The sequence below is a fragment of the Promicromonospora sp. NPDC023987 genome, from assembly GCF_040639055.1.
Taxonomy (GTDB): Bacteria; Actinomycetota; Actinomycetes; order Actinomycetales; family Cellulomonadaceae; genus Promicromonospora.
This window is the reverse complement of sequence record NZ_JBEZZF010000027.1, coordinates 1-18,606: the sequence shown is the minus strand read 5'-3', so window position 1 is coordinate 18,606 and position 18,606 is coordinate 1. Positions and strand designations below refer to the sequence as shown.

The following is an 18,606-nucleotide window of genomic DNA, read 5'->3' as shown; positions in this document are numbered from 1 at the left end:
AGTCCGAGGCTGGCGCAGCCATCCTGTTTTCACTACCCTCCGGGTGGCTGGCAATGCGTTTCTTCGTACGTGCCGGCCACTTGGCCCCGAACGAAGGAGTTCCGCCATGCCCACCCCGATCACCCGCCGCACCCTGCTCGTCTCCGGCGCCACCGTCGGTGCCTCGGCCCTGCTGGGCGTACCGGCCGCGAGCGCCGATGCCGGCGAGCACGGCGATGTTCTGGTGACACCGATCGCCGAGGTGCTCGACGGCGGCGAGCAGGTGACCTCGCTCGTCCTGTCCGCCCGAGCCCTCGGCCGCGTGGAGCGGTCGTCACTCACCGCGTCGACGTTCGTCGTGCACGTCACGGCCACCAACCCGCTCAGCGGCGAGGTCGCCTACGAGCAGGATCGCCGGGTGACCGGTGCGGGCTGGACACGCCGCGGTGCGATCACCCTGGGGCTCGAGCACGGGTGGGGGGTCGACGGCGGGGGCACCCTGCAGTACATGGGTGCGCACGGCCGCAACGTGGTCCTGGACCTCGACTACGTGATCACGCAGGTGGAGCCGCTGCGCGGCAGGGGCGGGTCCGGCGCGGTCGTGCTCGACTCGTTCCGTCAGGGCCGGCTGTCCGATCCGGAGGTCGACGCGTTCACCCACCACACGTCCGCGTCGGGTCTGAACTACCGGCTGTTCTCGCCTGCGCGTGGGCGGGGGCGTGACGGCGCGGCGCTCGTCGTCTGGCTGCACGGCGGCGGCGAGGGCGGTCTGCTGACCGACGGGTACGACTACTACGACAACGAGGCGCAGCTGCGGGCCAACCGGGGCGCGCTCGGCTTCGCCACGCCGGAGGCGCAGGACGTGTTCGGCGGCGCCTACGTGCTGGCGCCGCAGGCGACGTCCGCCTGGATGCTCGACGGCGACGGCTTCGCACCGCTCGTCCTGGAGGCGATCGAGGAGGTCACCGCGGCGCACCGGATCGACGTGAGCCGGATCCACGTCGTGGGCTGCTCCAACGGCGGGTTCATGTCGCTGAAGATGGTCGCGGAGCACCCCACGACGTTTGCGAGCTCCGTGCCGATCTGTTGCGGGATCGGCGCCCGTGACGGTTCCGGCGGCTACTTCATCTCCGACGACGAGCTCGCGGCGATGGCGACGCCGACGTGGCTCGTGGCCTCGGCCGACGACACCACCCTCGACCCCGAGGACAACACGGTGTACGCCCATGAGCGGATCGACGGCTCGATCATGAGCCTGTACGACGGCGTGACCTGGGACGGGAACACCTTCCCCGGGCACTGGTCGTGGATCTACGTCGCGCGCAACGACCCCCGCCACGACGGCGCAAGCATCTGGGAGTGGATGGCGACCACGAGACGCTGAGCCGCACGGCCCGCGCCCGGCCGCGCGAGAGGAGACCTGCCCCGCGTTCCCGCGGGGCAGGTCGGAGGTCGGACCGTCATACCCTTCCGGCCGAGCGGGTCGCGCCCGGTGCGATCTTGAGCTCGTGCAGGCGCGAGCCGTCGGTACTGATGTTCGCGGTGGCGGTCGCGACAGCACCGATGACGCAGATCACGGCGCAGTACACGACCACCGGCCAGATCTCTCCGCCGACCAGCGCGACCAGCGCGGTGCAGATGAAGGGTGCGAGCCCCCCGCCGAGGGTGTTGGAGATCTGGTAGCCGATGTTCACGCCGGTGGTCCGGGCCTCCGGGTCGAACATCTCGGCCAGCATGGTCTGCAGCGTCGCCTGCATGGCGACGCCGGGGATCACGAAGCCCAGGATCATGCCGGCCCAGATCAGGAGCAGGTTGCTCGTGCCGAACAGCAGGAACGTCGGCCAGACCAGCAGCGCGAAGCCGATACAGCCCGCGATGTACACCTTTTGGCGGCCGATCCGGTCGGACAGCAAGCCGTAGGCCGGGGCGACGAAGATCTGCAGGAGGCCGACGATCATGGTGCCGGCGAAGCCCTGCCAGGCGGGGATGTCGTTCTGGTTGACCATGTAGGCGATGCCGAACGTGAGGACGACGTAGCCGGCGATACTCTGCGGCAGGCCGATGAGGATGCCCATGATCGCGTTCTTCGGGTGCCGGAAGACCTCCCTGATCGGGTTGCTCTTCACACCGGCGTCCGCCTGCGCCTGCTTGACGTCCTTGAACTCCTGCGACTCCTCGAGCTTGCTGCGCAGCACGAGCGCGATGATAGCGAGCACGAGGCCGAGCACGAACGGGATGCGCCAGCCCCAGGTCATGAACCAGGACTCGGGGCCGAGGCCCAGACCGGCCATCAGGCCGGCGGACGCCACGTTCGCGATGCCCGCACCGCTGATGAGGAACGCGCTGTACATGCCGCGCCTGCCGACCGGGGCGTGCTCGACGACCATCGTCGCCGCACCACCCATCTCGCCGCCGACGAAGAAGCCCTGGCACATGCGGAAGAAGATCAGCAGCAGCGGTGCGGTGATGCCGATCGACGCCTCCGGAGGGATCAGCCCGATGCCCGCCGTGGCGATGCCCATGCCGACCACCGTGATCATCAGTGCCGTCTTGCGACCGACGCGGTCACCGATGGGGCCGAACACCAGCCCGCCGACCGGGCGGAGGAAGAAGCCGACCGCGAACGTCGCGAACGACGAGAGCTGCGCGACGATCGGGTCCTCACCGCTGAAGAACACCACGGGAAAGATGGCGGCGGACGCCAGGCCGTACAGGTAGTAGTCGTAGTACTCCATGAGCGTCCCGATCGCGCCACCGGCGATCGTGCGCTTCTGTGTGCCGCTCAGCGGCGGCGTTGTAGCCGTCCCAGCCACGGGAACCTCCGAGATAGTCAGATCAGCGGTCCGGCATCTGATCGGGTCGGGCCGCGTTGCCGCACCCCTGAGCCGGACCTGAGTCAGTCTGACCATCTCTGAACACAACGTCTATGCCCCGAACGTTTCGTTCAGGTAAAACCTGGTCAGTCCCGGTCGGACCGGAGCTGGTCCAGGTAGGCGTAGGCGGTGACCTTGGAGATCCCCAGGCGCTTCGCCACGGTCTCGACCGAACGCTTGACGTGGAAGGCGCCCAGGCCGTCGAGGATCCGCAGCACTGCGATCCGGTCGGGCTTGTCCATCATCGCCACCGGACGACCGACCGCCGAGACGGCGTCGGTGATCATGGTGTCGAGCAGGCCCGCGATGCCGTGCGTGTGGAGCTCGCGGTCGCGCTTTTCCGGGGCCGCCGACGGCAGCAGGGTGCTGAGGAGGTTCTGCGCGGTCTGCAGCGGCGTCAGGTCGACGTTGATGCAGAGCGCGGCGATGATCCGCCCCGACGCGTCACGGTAGTAGACCGACGAGCAGTGCAGCTCCCGGCCGTCCGCCGTGCGACCCGAGTAGCCGAACTCGTTGTGCTCCGCGTCCTCGTCCCGCACCGCCTCGAGGCCGAGATTCGTGGACGGGCCGCCGACCTTCCGTCCCGTCACGTGGCCGTTGACGATCGCGTAGATGGTGTGGTCCAGGTCGCGCTGGCTGAGGTCGTGCAGCACGACCTCGCAGTGCTCGCCGACCGCCGAGGCGATGGCGCGCATGACCGGCTCCAGCACCAGGTGAGCCGCTTCGATGCTCTCGAAGCGGCCCTTCGTCACCACTGCGCGGATCCGATCGTCCGCGTTCTCCGTGCCTGTCATCAACGCTCCGCCCGGTCGCACCCGTGCGAGATTCTACGTGGCGTGCAACGTGCGAGGCCGCCGTCGGATCGATGGCCGTGGCCGACACAGTGGCGAGTCCCGCGACCGGCAAGGTGTTCGACCTTGCGGTTCGCGGGACCCGCCGTCGAGTCTGCACCGGCGCCTGGCTCCCCGCAACCAGAGCGCCCACGGATCCGTCCCGGGTCCGCACGGACAGCGCGAACGGCTCCCCGCTGTGGATGTGGGAAGCCGCTCGCAGTCCGCTGTCTCATTCGGACCCGCCGGCACCCGCGGGCGCCGGAAGTATGTGGTCAAGCCTACATGGTCCTGGTTCGCACCGGTCGAAGCAGCGCACCCCGAGTCGTCGGTCCGGCGCTCAGGGTCCGTTCAGGTCGATGCCCCATGGTGCCGCGCCACCGTGCTTGACAGAGTGTCGACCATGTTCCTGACGCGCCGCCTGGCCCCGATGCTCCTGCTCACCGCTGCGATAGCGATGTGCACCGTCCCGACGGCGTCCGCGTCCGCCGTCGGAGCACCGACGCCGCCGAGCGGCCCGGCGCAGTCAACGGTCCAGGAGTCGCTCGACCGGTTCGTCGCGGAGCACGGGACGCCCGGCATCCAGGCGGCGGTGCTGCGCGACGGCGAGCTGCTCGCGCTCGCCGCGGCGGGGTCGGACGGCAACGGCGGAGCCATGACGACAGCGACGCCCGTGCGGGTCGAGTCGCTGTCCAAGTCGTTCACCGCACTCGCGGTGCTCCAGCTCGTGGAGGCCGGCAAGCTGGACCTCGACGAGCCGGTGGTCGACCAGCTGCCTGAGCTCACGCTCGACGACCCCCGGGCCGGCGCGATCACGCTGCGGCAGCTGCTGCACCACACGTCCGGGATGACGGACCCCACCGGCCCGCCCCTCTACGAGGAGCACGTCCGGACGCTCGAGGACGCCGTGGCACGCCTGGAGCCGGCGACGCTCGCCACCGACCCGGGTAGCGCGGCGGCCTACCACAACCCGAACTACCACGTGGCCGGCCGGCTCGTCGAGGTGGCGAGCGGCCAGCCGTTCAGCCAGTACCTGGACCAGCAGGTCCTGGGCCCGCTCGGCATGGCCGACACCAGCTCTGTCCCGACCGCCGGGGCCCGGGTACCGGAGATGGCCGCGGGCCACCTGCTGGTTTGGGGCCGGCCGTTCGCCGCCACCGGACCCGACTACTTCACCGAGGGATCCGGCGGAGTCGTCAGCACCGCGGCAGACATGGCGCGCTGGATCGCGATGCAGCAGTCGGGTGGCGCCGCCATGGACGGCACCCGGGTGGTGACGCCGGAGTCCGTCGCCGCGATGCACACCCCGGGCGAGGACACCGACGACTACGGGTTCGGGTGGTACCGGGCCGAGTCCGCCGAAGGGCCGCCCGTGCGCATCTCGCACTCCGGCGCCGGGGCCGGCTTCGGCGCCTACCAGGGCATCTTCGTCGACTCCGGCTACGCCGTCGTCGTCCTGATCAACAGCGGCGCGGGGCTCACCTCGCCCGACCCGGGCGTCGTCGCGCAGAACCTGCTGCACGACGTCGACCCCGCGATCCCGACCCTGACCTCGGGCGCCGACCGCGGCCGCACCGACTGGGTGCTCACGGGCGTCGCGCTGGTCACCGTGGGCCTCGGCGTCGTGGCGCTGGTCCGGGCGCGGCACTGGGCACGACGCCGTTCGGGCCGGTCCGGCGTCGTCACCGTGCTCCGGATGCTGCCGTGGCTCCTGCCCGCCGCCGTGTTCGCCGGACTCCCCGCCCTGCAGGTCTGGGCGACGGGGCGGACGGCGCCGTACGAGCTCCTGTTCCACGTGAGCCCCGTCGCCGTCGGCTGGCTCGGCCTGTACGCGGCCACGGGTATCGCGGTCGTGGCGCTGCGCGCGACCCGCCTCTACGCGGTGGGCCGCGCGCCCGCGCGCTGAGCCGATCAGGGGTTGGCGTACATCTGCACGTCCACCCGGTCGAAGCGCCGCGCCTCGAGGTCCTGGCGGTTGATCGTCCAGTACACGATGCCCATCGGGACCCCGACCCACTGGGCGAGCACCGCCCAGTCCTCCGGGCGGGAGAACATCTCCCCGGGCTCCGGGACCGCCGAGGCCCGTACCGGGTCCCCGTAGCCGTCGAAGTCGTAGGCGTGGCCGCCGAGCTGCCACTGGCCTCCCCCGTCGGACTGCTCGGACCACACCTCCTGCAGCGCTCGTGCGTGCGGGTGCTCGGCACGGGTCTCGGCGCCGGGCGGGCAGGAGGGCAGCGACACACCGGGGACCAGCCGCAGGTCACCCGTGCGCCGCAGGTCCTCGTCGAGGTCCTCGGGCGAGTCGTACTCGTAGGGTTCGTAGTCCGGAGAGACCTCCCGCTCCTCGACCGGAGCGCCCGCGGGGACGTACACGGCGCCGCCCGGCAGGAACACGTCGTCCAGCTGGATGTTCGCGAACAGGAGCACGTGACCGTCGGGCGGCAACGGCAGGTCGGTGGCGCCGGGCGGGATCGCCGCCAGGTCGAGCGTCACGATGAGCTGGTACTCATAAGGATCGGGGTCGTCGGGGTCGTACTCCGCGGCGGGGGTGGGCACGTCCGGCGGGAGCATCAGCGGGCTGCCGAGCCGGCCGACGACGGGCCCGCCGCCGTCGGCCGCCGTGCGCAGGGTGGCGCGGGCCAGACCGAGCCACCGGTCGACGTCGTCCGCCGGGATGCCCTGGTCGAGCGCCTGCTCCCGGAACCGGTCCAACCACCACAGCGTGGAGGCGGGCAGGGTACGGACCGACGGGTGCAGCACCCCCGCGCCGAACTCCCAGCCGGGCTCCGGCCCGACCACACCCGGCTCACCGAGGTCGGCGAGCCACTCCGCCGCGGAGGAGCGTGCCGTGTCGTCGAGACCGACCAGTGCGCCCAGCGCGGCTGCGCGTCCCTGCGGCTCGTCACCGAGCACCCGCCGGGCCGGCAGGCGATGGCGGTCGGCGCCGAGCGCGAGCGCGATCAGGCGCGGGACGAGCGCCTCGGGGACTGCCGGGAATCGTTCGAGGATGGTCAGGATCATCGTCGGCGTGTCGACGGCGTGCTCGTCCGGGTGCCGCTTCCTGTCACCGCCGTCGAGATACTCGTCCGCGAGGTCCAGGCGCTCGGCGAACAGCGGCCACCAGCGCTCGGCGTCCTCCGGCGTCAGGTCGGCTCCGATCTTCCGGTAGTCGGCGGTCGTGCAGGTGACGAGGAGCCCGGCGGCCCACCGGTCCGCGTCGGCCGCACCAGCTGCCCGGCGCACGTCCCGCAGGGCCCGGACGTCGGGCAGCCGCGTCACCCGATCCTCGGCGATGCTCCAGGTGCGGTCCACCTCCGGCCCGCTCCCCGGTCGCAGGGTCCGCAGGACGCTCAGCTCCTCCGCGAGGTCCGCGTCCTGGGGCGCCGCGACGGGCGGCGCGGGGACGGCGGCCTCCACCGAGCGCAGCACGCGCACCCGGAACACCACCCGGCGCAGCAGCCGCTCGCGTTCCGGGCCGAGCGGCCCGGCGTCGCCGTCCGCCAGGGTCTCCTCGATCGCCGCGACGCCGCCGTCGAGGTCGGCCAGGCGGGCGAGGACGTTCGGCAGGCGGTCGGGCGACGCGGTCCGCAGGTGCTGCCGCAGCACGTCGACCTGCCTGGGCCCGTCCAGCCGGGACAGCGTGGCCAGCGCCTCCGCGCGGACGCCGCCGTCGGCGTCGACCGCCAGCTCGGCAGCGAGTCCCGCATGCGCTTCGGGACTGCGCGCGCACGCCAGCGCCACGTACCGTCGGACGTAGAGCTCGAGCCCGGGGGCGACTGCCGCGAGCTCGTCGGCGTACCGGGCGAGGAACGCGACGCCCGCGCCGGTCTCCAGGAGCCGGCGCCGGCGGTGCGCCGGACAGCTGTTGTCCGCGTCCAGCAGGGCCGACAGGGCGGCGTGCACGGCGCTCCGTCCGGGAGCGTCGCCGGCTCGGGCGACCTCCGCGAGGACGTCCGGGCTCCACCGCCGCCGGACGCTCTCTGCGGCGCCTGCGTCGTCGGCGGTGTCTGCGTCGTCGGCGCTCGCCCGCGCCACGTCGTCGGCCAGCACGAGGAGCCATGACGGCTGGGCGTGCTTCGGGGATCGGCCGGAGGCCGCGTGCAGCAGCTGTCCGAACCGGGCGAGCACGTCGACCGGCGCGGTCCCGTGGACGGTGCGCCGGGCGGCGTCGGCGCCCTGCCGGGTCCATCCGGGATGCAGGTCCGCGATGGCGTCGACCAGCCTGCCGGACCAGTAGCCGTCCGGTTCGGCGACGGCCTCGGCGCCGTGGGGCTGCGCGCGCAGCGTCGCCAGGACTTCGGGCCCGGTACCGCGCAGCACGTGCTCGACCGCCGGTTCGAAGGCGTCCGACAGCCGCAGGGGTGCGAGACAGTCCCGCATCGCCGCCACCAGGAGCGGGCGCTCCATGGTGTCGCCCCGACCAGTTCTCTCGTCGTCAGATTGGTACATACCGGGAGTCTATGGACAGCATCTGACACGCCTGCTCGGGCCCTGCGAGCCCGGGTGGGCCTGGCGGACGGCCCGTGTCACCGGCCCCTGGCACACTGGCCGCCATGACGATCCCGGACGCCGCCCTGACCGCGCCCGCCCTCGATGTGCTCCGTGAGGTCTTCGGCTACGACGCGTTCCGCGGCGACCAGCAGGAGATCATCGAGACGGTCGCCGACGGCGGTGACGCCCTCGTGCTCATGCCCACCGGCGGCGGCAAGTCGTTGTGCTACCAGATCCCCGCGCTCGTCCGGCAGGGCACGGGCGTGGTGATCTCACCGCTGATCGCGCTCATGCAGGACCAGGTGGACGCGCTGGACGCGCTCGGCGTCCGGGCCGGGTTCCTCAACTCCACACAGGACCCGGACCAGCGCCGCGCGGTGGAGCAGGCCTACCGGTCGGGCGAGCTCGACCTGCTGTACCTCGCCCCGGAACGGCTCGGCGTCGAGTCCACCGCCCGGTTGCTCGACCAGGGCACCATCGCCCTGTTCGCCATCGACGAGGCGCACTGTGTGTCCCAGTGGGGACACGACTTCCGCCCCGACTACCTGCGGCTGGGCGAGCTGGCCCAGCGCTGGCCGGGCGTGCCGCGCATCGCGCTGACCGCCACCGCGACCCAGCACACGCGCGAGGAGATCGCCGTCCGCCTGGGCCTGACCGAGGCCCGGCGCTTCGTCGCCAGCTTCGACCGGCCCAACATCACCTACCGGGTGGCCCCCAAGGACAACCCGGGCAAGCAGCTGCTGGAGCTGCTGCGCACAGAGCACCCCGGGGACGCCGGGATCGTGTACTGCCTGTCCCGCGCGTCGGTGGAGAAGACCGCCCAGCAGCTGACCGACCAGGGCATCCGCGCCCTGCCGTACCACGCGGGCCTGCCCGCCCACGTGCGGGCGGCCAACCAGTCCACGTTCCTGCGCGAGGACGGCGTGATCATGGTCGCGACGATCGCCTTCGGCATGGGCATCGACAAGCCCGACGTCCGGTTCGTCGCCCACCTCGACCTGCCCAAGTCGGTCGAGGGCTACTACCAGGAGACCGGTCGAGCGGGGCGGGACGGCCTGCCGTCCACGGCGTGGCTCGCCTACGGCCTGGCGGACGTCGTCCAGCAGCGCAAGATGATCGCCGAGTCCGACGGCGACCTCGCTCACCGCCGCAGGCTCTCCTCCCACCTGGACGCCATGCTGGCGCTGTGCGAGACCGTGGAGTGCCGCCGTGCCCAGCTCCTGCGCTACTTCGACCAGGACCACCCCGGCAGCTGCGGTGCCTGCGACACCTGCCAGAACCCGCCCGAGGCCTGGGACGGCACAGTCCCGGCACAGAAGCTGCTGTCCGCGGTGTTCCGCCTGGACCGTGAGCGCAACCAGCGTTTCGGCGTGGGGCACGTGGTCGACATCCTGCGCGGGAAGGCCACGCCCAAGGTCACGCAGTGGGGGCATGACGGCCTGACCGTGTTCGGCGTCGGCGAGGACCTCTCGGAGGCCGAGTGGCGGTCCGTGGCCCGCCAGCTGCTGGCCCTGGGCCTGCTGGAGGTGGACTCGAACCACGGCACGCTGCTGCTCACGGAGGCCAGCACGGAGGTCCTGGGCCGGCGGCGCGAGGTGCGGCTGCGGCGCGATCCGCGCCCCCAGGGCGGCACGCGCAGGCCCGCGCGCTCCGGTGGCGCACGTCCGGAGGCCGCCGCGTTGTCGGACGCCGACCAGGGCGTCTTCGAGCGGCTGCGGGCCTGGCGGGCGTCGACCGCCAAGGAGCAGGGCGTGCCCGCCTACGTGGTGTTCCACGACGCGACGCTGCGGACCGTGGCCGCCGAGCACCCGGCGGACCTGGACGCCCTGAGCGGGATCAGCGGCGTCGGCCAGGCCAAGCTGGACCGGTACGGCGAGGGCATCCTGGCGGCGCTGCACGCCGGCGAGTGACGCTCCCGGGCACGTCGGCATAGCCAGCACGGGCCGGCGCACCTACGCTGGAGGTGTCCCAGTTCCGCGACGACGTGGCGGTGACACGTCATGACCTGGCCATTCCCGACGCGGTCGACGCGACCGCCCGACCCCCTGGCCACGCTGCGGCTGCAGGTCCGGCTCGGGGAGCTCGCCGCGGAGCTGCGGCGGGTGGAAGAGGACCCGGAGCTCTACGCACGAGCCCACCACTGGTTCGCCGTGCAGTGCGCGTACGACGCGCTGCTGCGTGAGGCGTGCCGCCTCGCTGGCCTGCCTACGGATCGAGCGCCGTTGCACGCGGACCAGCACTCCGCCGCGGACGAGCGGCTGCGGGAGGAGCTGGAGCTGAGCTCGCGCGGCTGGTCCTGGTAGGGCGTACCGGTCACCTCTGCGCGCCGGCGGCCGCGCAGGGACACCGTTCACCGCGCCCGGACGTGCACGTGCCCCTCGAGCGGGTAGACCGGCGGCCACGGCGCGAGCACCGCGTCCAGCACGTAGCCGGTCTTCTCCGCCACCCGGCACGACGCCACGTTGTCCACCTGGTGCAGCAGGCGGAGGCGTTGCAGACCGTCCGGGCCGAACGTGTCGAAGGCCCAGGTGGTGAGCGCCTCCAGCGCCCGGTGGGCCACACCTCGACCTCGGGCGTCGGCGACCGTCCAGTAGCCGACCTCTGCGGCGGGCTCGCCGGGCGTGACCTCCCGAAGGACCACATGACCGGCCAGCCGTGGCGCGGCGCCGGGAGCATCCTCCAGGACCGCGAAGGCGAACTGGTGCCCGTCCGACCAGCCGTCCTGATGGCCCTTGATCCAGGCCCGCCCCGCACGGCGGTCCTGCGGGACGGCGGCACTCCAGCGGCGCATCGCAGGGTCCTGGTACGCCGCCAGGAGGACGTCGACGTCGTCGTCGGTCCAGGGCCGGAGGACGAGCGCCGCGGCCGGCGGAGCGCCGCCGACGGCGAGCGTCACGGCATCGGTGATCACGGAGCTTCCGTCGTTCGGGCCACGTTCGGGACCCTAGGTGGCGGCGTCCGTGCTCGCAAGGACCTTGTCGGCTCGCGAGCTCCGAGCACGCCGCCGGGTCAGGCCCCCGGCATGGCCGGCAGCGGCGGGAACGTCACCACCAGGGGGTGCGGCACGAGGATCGCGCGGTCGGGTTTCCCGGAGCCCGCGGGCGCCGTCCGCCCCGGCAGCCACACCAGCGCCGGGTGCACGGGTGCATCACCGGCCCGGTCCTGCAGCCACGCGGCGCCCTCCTGCACCCAGGTGAAACCCGGCCGACCGAGGGCCGCGCGATAGATCTCGCCCGCGCGAGCGGGATGCCGTTCCGCGAGGTCGCGGAGGGCGAAGTCGGGAACCCGCCCGGCGTCGAGGAGCTCGGACACCTCGTGCACCGCCGCGGCGTCGACCGGTCGCTCCGACCGGTGCAGGTCGACGAGCCTCCCGTACGACGCTCCGAGCACGCGCAGCCCGCGGAGCGGGTCGTGCACCGGGTACCAGGTCCCGCCGTCGGGCCGCGGCTGCTCCAGAGCCTCGCGGAGGTCGCACAGGTCGCCTTCCAGCGGCAGGCTCGGCCACCACGCGTCCCAGACGGCCGACGACGCCCAGAGCTGGTCGAGGACCCCGACGAGCCGAGTGCCGGAGATGGGCTGTCCGCTCTCCCCGAAGAGGCGCAGAAACTTCTCGTGCTCTGCCTGGAGCACCGTGCGGGCCTGCTCGACGATCACCGGATTGCGGAACGGCAGCGCCGGTGCGCCGCGCACCAGCTCGGCCATCAGGCCGAGCATCGCCTGCCGCTCTCGTGCCGCGTACACGTCGATGTCGCCCGCAAGCATCCACGCGTCGCCGACCGGGAGGACGTGCCCGGCGACGTACCGTCCCGTCCGCAGTTCCGCACGGCCCAGCGACGTCCTCGGGTCGGGGTACAGCGTGTACTCCAGATCGTCCCCGAGGCACCGGGCCCGCACTCCCCCACCGGCGCGGCGCAGGATCTCGAACACGCAGTGGGCGCCACCTGTGCGCCACGCCTCGAGCACGCGCCGGTCCTGATCGGTGAGGTCGGCGGACCAGTCGGCGTAGCGGTCGATCAGGCGCATCCCGTAGGGCGGCACGTCGAAGACGATCTGCGCCACGGCCTGGAGCACTCGTCGGTCACCGTGATGGTGCGTGCACAGCCCCGGGTCGCGAGGCCCGTGCATCTCCGCCAGGCGGCGCACGTTGGCAGCGGTGCGCTCTGCGAACGGCGGGCTCGTCGCGTACTCCAGGAGCCTCGCGTACAGCTCCGACGCGTGGCGCAGGTCAGGACTGGTCTCTTCGGTCTTGGATTCCATAGGATGATCATCCGACATCATCAGCACGAACATGCAGCTTTATCCACAGTTCTATGGCGGCTCTCACGAGCAGCCATAAGGTCAGGGCATGTTCCCCTGGCTCGAGATCGGAGGGTGGCTAGGCTCCGCCCTCATCGTGCTCTCCCTCACGCAGGCGCGTGTGCTCCGTTTCCGCTGGCTCAACCTCACCGGCTCCCTCGTCGCGACCGCCTACAACGCGATCCTCGGGATCTGGCCGTTCGTCGCCATGAACGCCGCGATCAGCCTCATCAACACCTACTGGCTGTGGCGGCTGAACCGCGAGCGCCACGACGCCGCCGTGTACGAGGTGGTCGAGGTGGCTCCCGACGACGCATACCTGCTGCACGTGCTGCGCACCCACGCGGCGGACATCGCGACCTTCGCCCCGCGGTTCGCGCCGGTGCCGGAGCCCGGCGAGGAGCGTTCGGCGTTCCTGGTCCAGCGCGGTGACGAGACCGTCGGTGTGGTGGAGGTGCGCGACGCCGGGGACGGGGTGGGCGTCGTGGAGCTCGACTGGGTGACCAAGCGGTTCCGCGACTTCACGCCTGGTGAGTTCGTGCACCGTCGCAGCGGGATCTTCGCGGCGAAGGGTTTCGACCGCGTCGTCGTGCCGCAGGCGGACGGGAGCGACCGCGCCTACCTGCGCGGCGTCGGCTTCCGTCCCGAGGGTTCCGCGTGGGTGCGGGACGTCGTGGTGGGCGCGGAGGGCTGATCTCGGTCGCGGGGCCGGCGCGCCCCTGCCGAACCGTCGACCGGCAGTAGCGCACGGACGACGTGGACGCCAAGGCTCTCGTTCGTCGAACCTACATCCCTGGCGCTTGCACCACGCCGTCGGTGTGCTGTCCACCGGTAAGGTGCGGCTCGCACGCGCCGTCGCCGTCGGGCACGAAGGGAATCGCAAGGGTGTACGACCAGGTCACGTCAAGCCGGCGCTCGCCGCTCAGCATCTTCGCGTGGGCGCTGGCCGTCCTGCTGGCGCTCGCCGCAGTGGTCGGCACGGGCTGGGTGCTGACCCGCGACCTGTCCGGGTCGCCGGCACAGGCTGGGCAGAGCACCGCGCCCGCCGCGGGGACACCGGAGGCGAGCCGGGTGAGCGCCCCTGCCGGCCCGGACCCGTCACCGACGGCGGACTCCCCGTCCGCCTCCCCCACGCCGACGCAGGCACCGCCGACCGTCGTCGCCCTGCAGGGGGCCGGCTCCGGGCGGTGCCTCGACGTGCCCGGTGGCGCGGCCGTCGATGGCGCTGCGCTGCAGATCTACGACTGCACGGGGGCCCCGGGCCAGCAGTGGACCGCGTCCGCTTCCGGAGAGCTGCGCACCCTGGGGACGATGTGCCTCGACGACCCGAGCGGCGGAGAGTCCGGCGCGCCGGCCACCATCTGGACCTGCCACGGTGGCGCGACCCAGCAGTGGGCCCCGCGAGCCGACGGCACCGTGCGCAACGCGGCCACGGGGCTGTGCCTGGACGTCTCGGGAGCGGCCGCCGACAACGCGACGCCGGTGCTCGTGTACGACTGCCATGCCGGGGACAACCAGAGGTGGTCGACCTCGTGATACCGACCCGTAGACGGTGCGCCGCTACCCCATCCGCGGGGCTGACGTCACCAGGGGCGCACGTCACCCCGGGCTATGCAGCGGGCTGCGACCCGACCAGCTCGCGCAGCGCCTCGACCACCAGGGCGTGGTCGTCCTGCTGGGCCAGACCCGAGACGGTGACGACGCCCACGATGCCCACCCCCGAGACATGCACGGGAAAGGCCCCGCCGTGCGCGGAGTACTCCTGGAACGCCAGACCGTGGTCGGCGTTGAAGTCGCGGCCCTTCGCCCGCGCACGGAGACCCACCAGGTACGACGACGCGCCGAACCGGTAGACGACCCGCACCTTGCGCTCGATCCACGAGTCGTTGTCGGGCGTCGTGCCGGGCCGGGCGGCGTGGAAGACCTGCTGCGTGCCCTTGCGGATGTCGACGGCGACGGGGAGGTCACGCTCGGTCGCCAGCTCGACGAGCCGCACGCCGAGGTGCCAGGCCTGGTCGTGCGTGAACGCGGTCAGGACGAGCTCGGCCTCCTGGGCCTCGACCTCGGAGACGGCTGCGGTGGTATCTGGTTCGCTCATGCGCCCATCCTGCCCGGACTGAACGATCGACGGAGGGTCTGTCCGAATCGTCCGAGCTGCTTTAGACTCAAGAATTCGGGAGTCAGGAAGCGGCTCCAGGTCCGAAACGGATCTGGGAGGTTCACGTGCCATCCATCAACCAGCCTCGGGGCGTATCCGCGGAGGACCCCCCGGGTGCCATCGGCCCCGACCAGGCGGACGAGGCAGTGTCACCGGCACTCCTCGGCGAGACGATGATCGAACGGGCCAAGACCGTTGTCGTCGTGGCCCGGCGGTGCGACGAGGACCAGGCCGCACAGATCCTGCTCGACGCCGCCAGCGAGGCCCACATCCCGCTGCGGATGGCAGCCGACCAGGTCATGAGCGCACTCCAGGCCGACGACGACCGCGCAGGCATCACGCAGGACACGCTGGCGCACGCGCTGGGCTCCGTCCGGCCCGTGGAACGGCCGCGAGACCAGGACCCACTGCCGAGCGGACCGTCGACTGACAAGGCTGCCTGACCGGACCGAACATCACGGCGCCCACGGTGACAGGTCTAGCCGAACGGCCCACGTGCCGACACCCCGCCGTCGATCACCAGCTGCTGCCCGGTGACGTACGACGCGGCGTCGGAGGCCAGGTACACCGCGGCGTCGGCCACCTCGTCGCTCCGGCCGTACCTGCCGAGCGGGATCGGGTCGACCCAGCCGTCGGGCCCGGGGTTGACGGCGGTCGCGATCGCACCGGCGACCACGACGTTCATGCGGATGCCGTCGGCGGAGTACTCGGCTGCGACGGTCCGTGCCAGGCTGAGCAGCCCCGCCTTCGCCACGCCGTAGGCGGCCTGGTGCGGCGCGGCCATGACTCCGGTGACCGATCCGACGCTGACGATCGAGCCGTGGCCCTGCTCGAGGAAGACCGGCAGCACCAGGCGCACCGCGCGCGCCACGTAGCGCAGGTTGAGCTCGTAGACGGTGTCCCAGTCGTCGTCGCGCATCTCGTGGAGCCGCACCGCGGGGACGAACTCGAGCTGCCCGCCCACCACCGTGACCAGCGTGTCGAGCCCGCCCAGCTCACGCACGGCCGTGGCGACCAGCGCGGCCAGCTCGTCGGCATCACGGACGTCCACGGTCACAGCCACCGCGGTCGCGCCGGCGACGCGCAGCTCGGCCGCTGCCTCCTCTGCGCGGTCCGGATCCCGGTCGGCCACCGCCACGGCGGCGCCCTCTGCACCGAACGCCCGCGTCATCGCGCGGCCGATCCCGCCGCCGCCACCGCCGATGACCAGTATCCGCCTGCCCTCGAGTCGCATGGGCAGGAACCTACCGGGCACCGCGCGGCAGCACCGGCCGGCACCCGCGGCTCACCGCGGGCGCCGGCCGGCCTTGGTCAGGACGTCGGGGTCAGGACGTCCCGAACTGAGCCGAGACGTGATAGACCCCGCCGCCCCAGCCGTCCTCGGTGAAGGCATCGGTCATCCGGATGTAGACCGCCTTGTCCGGCCCGAGGTAGGGCGTCAGGTCAAGGGTGTGATCGGCCTTGTTGGAGCTGTCGCGGATCTGCTCGTCCTCGGCCAGGACCGTGGTCCAGCTCTCGCCGTCGGGCCCGACGTCGACCACGTACTGGTTGTCGATGGTCAGGGTCGCCTCGGCCGAGGTGGCCTCAGCGGGGAACGGGAACTTGTAGATGAAGTGGCTGGTGCCGTCGGCGAACCGGCTGCCGACGTGGCTCAGCCCCGAACCGCCGGCGTCCCAGAGCCACGCGAGCTCCTGCGTCGATCCGGCGTCGAAGTCGATGACGCTCGCTACCTGGATCGTGGCCCGGGTGGTGTAGCTGAGCCCAGGCCTCGCGGTGACCGTCACGGTCACCGGATAGCTGCCGTCCTCAGTGTCCGGAGGCACTGAGACGTCCAGCGGGACGCTCGTCCTGGCGGGGGTGCTGTCGCCTGCCGGATCCAGGACGACCCTGTCCCGCGCCGGGTGCACGGTCCAGCCGTCCGGGCCGCTGACGCGCACGTCCACGCGGACCGGCCGCCGACCCTGCGACGTCGCCGCCACCTGGACCTCGGTGTGCACGGACGACGCGGCCCCCGGGCTGGGCATCATGACCAGCTGCGTCGGTGACATCGTCGCGGACAGGGACCGGCGGGGTGTCTCCTGCGGGACGTCGGCGATCAGTGCGCTGAGCGCGCTGGCCTGGGTGCGCCAGTCGAAGACGTTCGGGGACGCCTCGCTGCTCGCACCGGTCCAGCGCAGGCCCAGCCGCTCGGAGGAGTCACGGTCGTTCGCCCAGATGGTCTCCGCCTGCCGGTCCACGAACTCCTCGTAGCGCGGCGCACCGGTCGTGTCGGCCAGCTCCGTGAAGTACCGCATGAAGATGCCCTTGAACTGCTTCTGGTTGTCGTCGCACGTGCGGCCCAGCGGGTCGCACGACTCGGTCAGCACGCCGTCGGTGACCAGCTCGTCGGACTCGAGCGCGGCGTCGGCCAACCGCTGTGCGGTGGCCAGCAGCTCCGGGTCACCGGTCGCGCGCCACAGCTCCAGGGGTGCACCGATCGCCAGGCCCTGGTTGTAGCTCCACACGGTGTCGCCGTTGCTGGTGCAGTCGTCGGTGAGCCCGTCGTTGACCAGACCCTCCCCGTTGATCATGCCGCTGCCGACGTACCAGTCCCACGCTTCCTGGGACCGCTCCAGCCAGGCCGTGTCACCGGGGATCCGGTTGTGCAGCTCGGCGGTCAGGCGGACCCACTGGCCGTTGGTGACGGCGTTCTTGTAGGTGCGCTCCTCGTTCCACCAGATCCCGCCGCCGCAGGTGCTCGGGTCCCAGAAGCCGTGCATGAAGTCGGCGATGGTGCCCGCCATGTCGAGGTACTTCTGGTCACCCGTCAGGTCGTAGGCGGTGACCCAGTTCAGCGCCCACCAGCCGGCGTCGTCGATGGCCCGGCTCGTGAAGTTGCCGTAGATCTCGTCAGTGGACCGCTCGCCGGCCGGGAACGGCCCCTTGTTGGTCTCGAAGCTGTGGTCCAGCTCGTCGACATAGCTCCGGTCACCGGTGCGCTTCATGTAGTCGCCGATCGTCTGCAGCGCGACCGCGGAGTTCCACCAGCTAGACGGGAACCACGCTTTCTCCTCGTCGTAGGAGTCGAGCAGGACTTCGGTGGCGACCCGAGCACGGGCGACCTCGGTCGCCCCCGAGGCTGCCGGATTCTGCGGAGGTGGGGCAGCCTGGACGGCGACCACCGGCTGCAGGCCGACGAGCAGGACGAGACTGAGCAGGACAAGGCGGATGCGACGCAGCATCGTCATCGATGAGCTCCTCCCCCGGGTGCGACGTTGCATCCCGGATTCAGGACAAAACTTACATTACAAAAGGGTTAAATGCACCTGGCAGTGCGGATAGCGCACGTGGACCTGAACGATGAGCGCTCAGCCCGTCTCGCCGGTGGCTCGATACCGGTCGACCACACTTCCCGCTCGCTCTTCTGCGGTGGGCAGATTGCTGGGCGTCGTGTCAGTGGCACCGGTTAGAGTCGAACACAGGTCCGCAAGGTTGGTGTAGTTCGCACTGGCGACAGAGAGACGAGGGTGGTTGGCATGTACGCAGGCCGGTCCGACGGCGGTTCCGACGACGGCATGGCTGGTGCCTTCCTTGCGGACGAGCTCCCGCCCGGTACAGGTCCGGACGAACGTGTACGCGGGATGCCTGACCGCGCTGCGCCGGGTGACCTGCCGTCCGAGCTACCGCCCGACCTGGCGGGCGGCCCGCCGCCCGACTTCGAGCCCAGCGCAGGCCCGGACTGGCCGCCGTCCGTCGTGCCGGTCGCGTTGTGGCCGGTCGAGATCCTTCAGCAGGCACTGACCGGTGCGCCGGGCGCGCAGCTGGCCCGGATCGTCGCCGAAGCCACGGACCGGGCCACCGAGATGGACCCCGATCTCCTGGCCGATCTGCCCGATGACGCGCTCGGTGACCTCGTCACGGCGTGTGGGCGGTTGCAGTCCTGGGCAGCGGGTGTGCAGGCCCGCGTCGTGGCCGAACGCTCCGCGAGGGAGACGCACGC

The 18,606-nt window shown here is 71.8% G+C and carries 15 protein-coding genes and 1 pseudogene; 8 read left to right on the top strand and 8 right to left on the bottom strand.

What is annotated here, in order from left to right; translation table 11 throughout:
* The first annotated feature begins 106 nt into the window (after positions 1 to 106).
* Complete coding sequence (locus AB0F40_RS13880; protein WP_357468102.1) at positions 107 to 1,363, top strand: prolyl oligopeptidase family serine peptidase; 1,257 nt, start codon at positions 107 to 109, stop codon at positions 1,361 to 1,363.
* A 76-nt stretch (positions 1,364 to 1,439) separates the two neighbouring features.
* Here AB0F40_RS13880 and AB0F40_RS13875 read toward each other — a convergent pair whose 3' ends face one another.
* Both AB0F40_RS13875 and AB0F40_RS13870 read right to left on the bottom strand, forming a co-directional pair.
* Positions 1,440 to 2,792, bottom strand: coding sequence for an MFS transporter (locus AB0F40_RS13875; protein ID WP_357468099.1), 1,353 nt, complete (start codon positions 2,790 to 2,792; stop codon positions 1,440 to 1,442).
* 146 nt (positions 2,793 to 2,938) lie between these two features.
* Complete coding sequence (locus AB0F40_RS13870) at positions 2,939 to 3,646, bottom strand: helix-turn-helix transcriptional regulator (RefSeq protein ID WP_357468097.1); 708 nt, start codon at positions 3,644 to 3,646, stop codon at positions 2,939 to 2,941.
* 439 nt (positions 3,647 to 4,085) lie between these two features.
* On the opposite strand from AB0F40_RS13870, the gene AB0F40_RS13865 reads away from it, so the two are divergent.
* Complete coding sequence (locus AB0F40_RS13865) at positions 4,086 to 5,588, top strand: serine hydrolase domain-containing protein (protein WP_357468094.1); 1,503 nt, start codon at positions 4,086 to 4,088, stop codon at positions 5,586 to 5,588.
* 5 nt (positions 5,589 to 5,593) lie between these two features.
* Here the strand turns inward: AB0F40_RS13865 and AB0F40_RS13860 are convergent, their stop codons facing one another.
* Positions 5,594 to 8,131, bottom strand: coding sequence for a hypothetical protein (locus AB0F40_RS13860; RefSeq protein ID WP_357468091.1), 2,538 nt, complete (start codon positions 8,129 to 8,131; stop codon positions 5,594 to 5,596).
* Between the two features lie 104 nt (positions 8,132 to 8,235).
* Between AB0F40_RS13860 and recQ the strand changes: the two genes are divergently transcribed.
* A complete protein-coding gene (gene recQ, locus AB0F40_RS13855) occupies positions 8,236 to 10,083 on the top strand; it encodes a DNA helicase RecQ (protein ID WP_357468088.1) in 1,848 nt (615 codons plus the stop codon).
* 90 nt (positions 10,084 to 10,173) lie between these two features.
* Positions 10,174 to 10,476 (top strand): hypothetical protein, encoded by a 303-nt coding sequence (locus AB0F40_RS13850; RefSeq protein ID WP_357468085.1) that lies wholly within the window; start codon positions 10,174 to 10,176, stop codon positions 10,474 to 10,476.
* A 47-nt stretch (positions 10,477 to 10,523) separates the two neighbouring features.
* Here the strand turns inward: AB0F40_RS13850 and AB0F40_RS13845 are convergent, their stop codons facing one another.
* A complete protein-coding gene (locus AB0F40_RS13845) occupies positions 10,524 to 11,084 on the bottom strand; it encodes a GNAT family N-acetyltransferase (protein WP_357468083.1) in 561 nt (186 codons plus the stop codon).
* A 98-nt stretch (positions 11,085 to 11,182) separates the two neighbouring features.
* Entirely contained in the window at positions 11,183 to 12,430 is a 1,248-nt protein-coding gene (locus tag AB0F40_RS13840) for a hypothetical protein (RefSeq protein ID WP_357468081.1), read from the bottom strand.
* An 88-nt stretch (positions 12,431 to 12,518) separates the two neighbouring features.
* Between AB0F40_RS13840 and AB0F40_RS13835 the strand changes: the two genes are divergently transcribed.
* Together AB0F40_RS13835 and AB0F40_RS13830 are read left to right on the top strand one after the other, a co-directional pair.
* Positions 12,519 to 13,163 (top strand): hypothetical protein, encoded by a 645-nt coding sequence (locus tag AB0F40_RS13835; protein ID WP_357468078.1) that lies wholly within the window; start codon positions 12,519 to 12,521, stop codon positions 13,161 to 13,163.
* Between the two features lie 191 nt (positions 13,164 to 13,354).
* Complete coding sequence (locus AB0F40_RS13830) at positions 13,355 to 14,005, top strand: ricin-type beta-trefoil lectin domain protein (RefSeq protein WP_357468075.1); 651 nt, start codon at positions 13,355 to 13,357, stop codon at positions 14,003 to 14,005.
* Positions 14,006 to 14,078: 73 nt separating this feature from the next.
* On the opposite strand, the gene AB0F40_RS13825 is transcribed toward AB0F40_RS13830, so the two are convergent.
* Entirely contained in the window at positions 14,079 to 14,567 is a 489-nt protein-coding gene (locus AB0F40_RS13825; protein WP_357468073.1) for a heme-degrading domain-containing protein, read from the bottom strand.
* 125 nt (positions 14,568 to 14,692) lie between these two features.
* On the opposite strand from AB0F40_RS13825, the gene AB0F40_RS13820 reads away from it, so the two are divergent.
* Entirely contained in the window at positions 14,693 to 15,070 is a 378-nt protein-coding gene (locus AB0F40_RS13820; RefSeq protein ID WP_357468070.1) for an ANTAR domain-containing protein, read from the top strand.
* A gap of 35 nt (positions 15,071 to 15,105) precedes the next feature.
* Here the strand turns inward: AB0F40_RS13820 and AB0F40_RS13815 are convergent, their stop codons facing one another.
* Positions 15,106 to 15,861, bottom strand: a complete 756-nt coding sequence (locus AB0F40_RS13815) for an SDR family NAD(P)-dependent oxidoreductase (protein WP_357468067.1) — start codon at positions 15,859 to 15,861, stop codon at positions 15,106 to 15,108.
* A gap of 91 nt (positions 15,862 to 15,952) precedes the next feature.
* A complete protein-coding gene (locus AB0F40_RS13810) occupies positions 15,953 to 17,854 on the bottom strand; it encodes a glycoside hydrolase family 76 protein (protein ID WP_357468064.1) in 1,902 nt (633 codons plus the stop codon).
* Between the two features lie 288 nt (positions 17,855 to 18,142).
* Between AB0F40_RS13810 and AB0F40_RS13805 the strand changes: the two are divergent.
* A pseudogene (locus AB0F40_RS13805) lies at positions 18,143 to 18,606 on the top strand (hypothetical protein); the annotation flags it as partial.